The sequence below is a fragment of the Gluconobacter oxydans genome (genome assembly GCF_006539685.1).
GTDB classification, from domain to species: Bacteria; Pseudomonadota; Alphaproteobacteria; order Acetobacterales; family Acetobacteraceae; genus Gluconobacter; species Gluconobacter oxydans.
Window position 1 is genome coordinate 1 of the sequence record NZ_BJNM01000089.1, and the last position, 1,404, is coordinate 1,404.

Here is a 1,404-nt window from a genome sequence, read left to right on the forward strand (position 1 = left end):
GATGTTGGCTGAAGCATGGGAGAAGATACATGGCGAATGACATGAACTATCAGGCCGCTCGTGAAGCAGACGCGCTTCATAGAGCGACAGTTCCTCATGCGGTCTCCGCACGGTTGATCCGTGCGCGCCGCGCCCTTCATGTCACGCTCTCCAACGGTGTTGAAATGAGCGTGCCTGTGGATCTACTACAGGATTTGCACGACGCTTCACTGAATGATCTGGCCGAGATCGAGATCACCCCGCTGGGGAATGGCCTTCACTGGCCACGTCTTGATGCTGATGTCCTAGTCGAAGGTCTCATCCACGGTATCTACGGTTCCCGAAGCTGGATGGCGGCACAGATGGGACGTGTGGGCGGATCATCTGCCAGTCCCGCAAAAGCGGCGGCGGCTCGCCGGAATGGTGCGAAAGGCGGTCGCCCCAGAAACGTCGCGTAAGGAAGACTGCTGATCACTGTGAGCTAGACAGGCCGGTGAGCATGGTGGTTGCTGAAACCGCAAAAAGTTATTACATTAGTAATAACTTTGGGGGGATTCACTATGGTCGAGCTGAAAGTGCGAAAATTCGGGAACTCACTCGGGGTTGTACTGCCCAAGGAAGTGATCTCACGGCTGAACACCCAGGACGGCGCGCCCCTGTATCTGACTGAAGCACCAGAAGGCGGATATCGGCTCGTGCCCTATGATCCTGACTTCGAAACCAAAATGACAAAGGCTGAAGATATTATGCGGCGCTACCGTGATACGCTGCATGTTCTGGCCCAATGACAGTCTTCGTCTGGATAGACGAACGCGAAGCCCTGATCCTGCATGACCGGCTGTTGGGGCTGCATGGTGGCGCTTCCGGCGTACGGGATGCAGGTCTTCTGAAATCCGCGCTTGCCCGGCCACAGCAGCATGCGGCCTATGCGGATCCGCTGGATCCAGGGCATCTGGCGGCCGTCTATACGGCGGGTATCGTCAAAAACCATCCCTTCATCGATGGGAACAAGCGCACGGGCTTTGTGCTCGGTGTGCTGTTTCTGGAACTCAACGGCTATCGTTTCACGGCAGCCCAGGAAGATGCAGCAAATGCGGTTCTCGCGCTGGCAGCAGGTCAGATGGACGAACTGGGCTATGCGGCATTCCTGACCGCCAATGTCGCATCCGACAGGGTATGACAGTAGGCGAGGAACGCGATGAGTGTGCTTTTTTTTGTTTCCTGAGGCGGTCCTGGCGACATTTGCCTTGATGGACCAGACTAATATGACTAAGTCTTTTTGAGTAAACTCAGGAGGTTTTCGCCATGCGCACGGTCAACATCCACGAAGCCAAGACCCATCTGTCCCGGCTGATTGACGCGGCCATGAAAGGGGAAAGCTTCATCATTGCCAAAGCTGGCCGACCGATGGTGCGGGTCAGTCCG

Annotated in this window: 4 protein-coding genes; all 4 read left to right on the plus strand. The window is 56.1% G+C overall.

Annotated features, from left to right (window positions below; genetic code table 11):
• Positions 1–29: 29 nt before the first annotated feature.
• Positions 30–437, plus strand: a complete 408-nt coding sequence (locus tag GOX01_RS12680) for a DUF2442 domain-containing protein (protein WP_062269081.1) — start codon at positions 30–32, stop codon at positions 435–437.
• A 102-nt stretch (positions 438–539) separates the two neighbouring features.
• Positions 540–767 carry an AbrB/MazE/SpoVT family DNA-binding domain-containing protein gene (locus tag GOX01_RS12685; RefSeq protein ID WP_014106734.1) on the plus strand — a complete coding sequence of 76 codons (228 nt, stop codon included), beginning with the start codon at positions 540–542 and terminating at the stop codon, positions 765–767.
• On the plus strand, positions 764–1,159 hold the full coding sequence (locus tag GOX01_RS12690; protein WP_062269079.1) for a type II toxin-antitoxin system death-on-curing family toxin: 396 nt from the start codon (positions 764–766) through the stop codon (positions 1,157–1,159). Before GOX01_RS12685 ends, GOX01_RS12690 begins: the two co-directional genes overlap by 4 nt.
• A gap of 125 nt (positions 1,160–1,284) precedes the next feature.
• On the plus strand, positions 1,285–1,404 hold a 120-nt coding region (locus tag GOX01_RS12695; RefSeq protein WP_141259276.1), incomplete at its 3' end, for a type II toxin-antitoxin system Phd/YefM family antitoxin.

Excerpts from the sequence above, each read along its gene's own strand:
- GOX01_RS12680 (WP_062269081.1), top strand. The coding sequence starts at position 30 with ATGGCGAATGACATGAACTATCAGGCCGCTCGTGAAGCAGACGCGCTT.
- GOX01_RS12685 (WP_014106734.1), top strand. The coding sequence starts at position 540 with ATGGTCGAGCTGAAAGTGCGAAAATTCGGGAACTCACTCGGGGTTGTA.
- GOX01_RS12690 (WP_062269079.1), top strand. The coding sequence starts at position 764 with ATGACAGTCTTCGTCTGGATAGACGAACGCGAAGCCCTGATCCTGCAT.